Raw genomic sequence first — 4553 nt, forward strand, 5'->3', positions numbered from 1 at the left:
CAACGTCATCCGCACTTGGGCGAACAACAAACTGCGGATGGAAGACAAACAGGGTCAGGAACACATCAAACTGGCGACCGAATACGGCAAAACCCAACTCAACCTCGGCCATATCGTCGACAGCCAAAGACAAAAACGCGGTGATAACGGCGAAGGTTTCGAATTGCGTACCGACAGCTGGGGTGCATTGCGGGCGGGTAAGGGTTTGTTCATCAGTACCGACGCTCAAAATCAGGCTTCGGGACAGGTATTGGATATGGATGCCGCCATCGCCCAGCTCGAACAAGCAATCTCCCTAGCCAAAAGCCTCAATAAAGCCGCCCACACCGCCCAAAACGAAGCCACCGAGGCCGAAGCACAGGCAGGCCGTCTGAACGACAGCCTCAAACAGCTGCAACGCGCCGGCATCATCCAATCCGCCCCCGACGGCATCGCCAGCGCCACCCCGCAAAGCCAACTGCATACCGCCGGCCAATACATCCACCATATCAGCGGCGGTGACACCGACATCAGCGCCGGCAGCAATTTCACCGCCCATGCGGTCGGAAGCGTCAACCTGTTTGCACAGAGCAAAGGCGCCAAACTCCAGGCCAATCAGGGCAAAGTGGAGATTCAGGCACAGAACGACGAGATGCAGATCAACGCCCTCAAAGACGCCACCATTACCAGCAGCGCGGGTAAAGTAATAGTAGCGGCGAAAGATGAAATCCTGCTCACCAGCGGCGGAGGCTACATCAAGATTAAAGACGGCAATATCGAACTGGGCTGCCCGAAGATGGTGTGGGTGAAGTGTGCGGGGTTTCAGGTGATGGGGCCGAGTAGTGTGAATAATCTATTGCCACTTTTACCGAACAATCAGCAGCAAGAAGAAATAATAGGTATTCAAATTAAGCGAATAGGAACTCAAAAAATCTCAGGTATTTCTTTAGATTACAAGTTAAAAACAGCCGACAATAGAACACTATTTTCATCTACAACACAAAATGAAAGCGGTTTAGGTTCTAAGCATGATAGAGAGCAGATCCATACTGGCAGCTATTTATTAATAGGAAGAGAAAGTGATGATTGGCAATTGTTTGTTTATGAAGAAGACAACAATGAGGAAAATTAAAAATGGTCAAATCAAAATTACTAATTGTATTTAAGGACTCTTTAGCTGGTACGCCAGAAAATCTACATTATAGAATCTATATAAATGGGATCAAGGTATCGGAAGGCAAGGTTGATAAAGGTAAGGATACGGTCTCTTATCAAATTATATGGGCAAATGGTAAATTAAGTATAGAAGGAAATTCTTTAGCCATAACTGAGAGACTATCAAATCGAGTTGAAATTAAAGTCGTATCTTCCGGCGGTTCGGAAAAGAAAGTTGGAGAGCATGAACTGAAAAGAAAAAATACTACATTGACGCTAATTTCTCCGTGGACAAGGATTCCATTGGCAGGAGGTGGGAAGTTCGAAGGAGATTTCTTTGAAGTAGAATATAATGTTAAACGGAAAAATAATAATCTTTTTGCAAAGGTTATTATCAAGGATATCCCGAGAAAAATTGTATTGACGGCTTTGAAATATAGAGGTAGCACAAAATGGGGGAAAGGAGCTGAAAAAATATCTGAAAGAAAAGCTTTAGTGCCTGATTATGCCTCCCAAGGATTATATATGGGCAAACCAACTGTAGCAAAAAAAGAAGTCAATCAAAAGTTTACTTATCCTCAAGGAACATGGAAGTGCAGTACGTTCGTTTATGATATTCTTCATGAAATAGGCATGAATGTTCCCTGGCTTCCTCATGGTTGGATACCTGAACTTTCCCCGCCTTTAGCCGGGGAATGGGCTGACAAAAATCTTAAAGCACTTCAAAAAGATTGGTCTTCGAATACAAGCCCTCTACCCGGGGATATCGGAACCTATGCAGCTGACTATGCGAATGCAACCGGTCATGTGGGGATAATACTGACTAAAGGTGTATGTATTTCTGCAGGGGCAGATAAAATTGAAGTGAATGATGCGGGTTTTAGAATTCAGAGTGGAACATTTAATGCTGATGATAAATATGATTTTTCTAATTTCAGACGATATAAGCATAAGGTAATTAAAAAATGATAAAGAAAATAGAAAAAATACTATTATTAACCATAGTTGGGCTGTGTATTTTATTTTTGATATATAGTGAAATAGATATGTATTCGTGTCAAGAAAAGTATACCAAAACAGATAATGATTTTTTTAAATTTATAAATGGTGAATCAGAAAAAAGTAGGGAAAATTTTAATAAAGAAAGAGGATTAATAGGTGGTGTTACATGGAATGAATCTGGTCAAGATACGTCAAAATATACAGTAATGGAAGGAAAAGGAGCAAAGGAAATATACGAAAAACCTCATAAATATATCTGTGAAGCAGCTTATGTTCTTAAATCTCCCGAATACGACCAGTCTCAAAAAGCCTATGCGATTATGCTGATGCATTTTTCATCAATAAAAGATCAGATTTATCTGTTGAAAACAGCCAATGAAGCATATGAAAAAGGAATTATTACAGATAAAGAGGTATTGGCAGAGCTGTTGTATTCCCCCGAATTAGGCGGAGCGAGCACCAATTCAAGATATACATGGCTGCCCGCATGGAGAAGAGAATTCAACAAACATGCAAACGAAGTTTTAGACGAAAAAGCGCGTGAAAAAGTGCTGTCGGGAAAAACTTTAGCTTGGTGGTTGTATGGTAGGGCAATTTAGTATAGGAGAAACATTAAAATAGAGGCTGTCTGAAAAACTTTCAGACAGCCTCTATACTAATGCTTTAGCTAATAATATATATCAAAGACTTTCAAGTAGAGTTTAATGATTTTAGTTTTGGAATATAAAGTTATGCTTCGAAAAGTAATGATAAAGACTTCACAAATTGCTGAAGATACAAATATAAGGTAATTAAAAATGATTAAGAAAATATTATTTATAATTATTGGATTTATGTTTTTTAGCTTCGGTAATTATTTATTTTTTACAGGGCATATTAGTTCAGAAAAAAAAATATTAAAATCTTGTGATAATTTGGAAAAGAAAGAATTAAATGTTTTTTTTCAAAAAATTGAAAATTTATCCGAAAAAAATCGAAAAAAGAAATTAGAAGATACAAGTCTTGCTAGTGGGTATACTTGGAAAGATTATGATCTTTCTAGATATCAAATTATAGCTGGGTATGAAGAAGAACCAATTTATAGTAATTCAAATCCATATATTTGTGCTGCAGTTGATATTATTACTTCTCCAAATTATGACCAATCACAAAAAATGTATACGATTATGTTAATGCACTATGTTTCTATTGAACAGCATATATTTTTGTTAAAAGCAGCAAATAAAGCTTATGAACAAAAAATCTTAACTGATAAAGAAGTATTGGCAGAATTACTATACTCTCCGGAGTTGCAAGGCAAAAGCACTAATTCTAAATATACATGGCTTCCTGCATGGAGAAGGGAGTTTAAAAAGCATGCAAACGAAGTCTTAAGCGAAGAAGAGAAAGAAGAAGTATTATCAGGGAAAACATTGTTGTGGGGATTATAACTGGTAAATCTATATGATTTTATGAATTTAGTATCTTGTAAAACGGATAGAATCCATTGGTAATTTGGTAAAGTTTAAAAAAATAAATATCTAACTGAGAATATTGAATAAAGCTTTTGATATATTTTATTTCAAATCACTGATTTTCTTATTGTTATAACATATATAAATATTGCCTAAATAACTTGAATAGCTTTTAGAAAGCGGCATACCCTATGCACCCCTTGTGCGAATTTCTACGGCTGGATCCCAAAATCACCACTTTGGATTAACACATGAAACGTTCCACAAAAATCACATTGTCCGTTATCGCCCTTATCGGCTTGGCCCTCTATATGGCCTACCGATGGATTGCCTGCATCGATATGGGCGGCACCGGGCAATACAAACCGGATTTCTGCTACAACAAACCCAACTGGTTTGAGCGGCTGCAAGCAAAAAGGGAAACCATGAACAACATCGAAGAAATCAAACGAAACCTCGAATTCACCTGCGTACGCGAACAGCGGCCGCCTTTATCCGAAGAAACCCAGCAGCTCTACAATTATGCGCTGCACCGCGATTTGAACCATATGTGGCCGGGCGAACGCGGCGACGGTTTTTGGGACAACCTGCTGCCCTATTACCGCATCGCCGCCGCCAACGGCGACTATAAAGCCAATGTGCGCCTGCAATTCATTCTCAGCGACGGTTGGACACAAGTACCTGAGATAGAAGCGGAAATCGAAGTGCATCAGCTCAATAAACAGCTGCAAAAACAACTCCCCGCCACCGCCTATTACCTGCTCAAAGGCTATATCGAAGACGGCTACGGCGTTTCCGCATCGCCGGACAGCGAACTGGCCTTTTTACGCAAAGCTGCCGATATGGGTAGTAGGGATGCCCAATATGTCTTGGGTGATATGATTAGCAGCATAGATGATGATGCTACGCGACCATTCCGTTTGGATTTGATGAAAAAGCTGTATCAGTGTGCAGCAGAGCAAG

The 4553-nt window shown here is 39.8% G+C and carries 4 protein-coding genes and 1 pseudogene; all 5 read left to right on the top strand.

The features are described from left to right. A partial coding sequence (locus AKG43_RS11605; RefSeq protein ID WP_054617438.1) for a type VI secretion system Vgr family protein occupies positions 1-1111 on the top strand: 1111 nt, incomplete at its 5' end. A 2-nt stretch (positions 1112-1113) separates the two neighbouring features. Next, entirely contained in the window at positions 1114-2103 is a 990-nt protein-coding gene (locus tag AKG43_RS11610) for a CHAP domain-containing protein (RefSeq protein WP_054617439.1), read from the top strand. Continuing rightward, on the top strand, positions 2100-2735 hold the full coding sequence (locus tag AKG43_RS11615; protein WP_054617440.1) for a hypothetical protein: 636 nt from the start codon (positions 2100-2102) through the stop codon (positions 2733-2735). Before AKG43_RS11610 ends, AKG43_RS11615 begins: the two co-directional genes overlap by 4 nt. A 198-nt stretch (positions 2736-2933) precedes the next feature. After that, entirely contained in the window at positions 2934-3566 is a 633-nt protein-coding gene (locus AKG43_RS11620) for a hypothetical protein (RefSeq protein WP_054617441.1), read from the top strand. 275 nt (positions 3567-3841) lie between these two features. Next, positions 3842-4553, top strand: a pseudogene (locus tag AKG43_RS11625) (sel1 repeat family protein); the annotation flags it as partial.

The sequence above is a fragment of the Neisseria sp. 74A18 genome (genome assembly GCF_001308005.1).
In the GTDB taxonomy this organism is placed as follows: domain Bacteria; phylum Pseudomonadota; class Gammaproteobacteria; order Burkholderiales; family Neisseriaceae; genus Neisseria; species Neisseria dumasiana.

Excerpts from the sequence above, each read along its gene's own strand:
- AKG43_RS11610 (WP_054617439.1), top strand. The coding sequence starts at position 1,114 with ATGGTCAAATCAAAATTACTAATTGTATTTAAGGACTCTTTAGCTGGT.
- AKG43_RS11615 (WP_054617440.1), top strand. The coding sequence starts at position 2,100 with ATGATAAAGAAAATAGAAAAAATACTATTATTAACCATAGTTGGGCTG.
- AKG43_RS11620 (WP_054617441.1), top strand. The coding sequence starts at position 2,934 with ATGATTAAGAAAATATTATTTATAATTATTGGATTTATGTTTTTTAGC.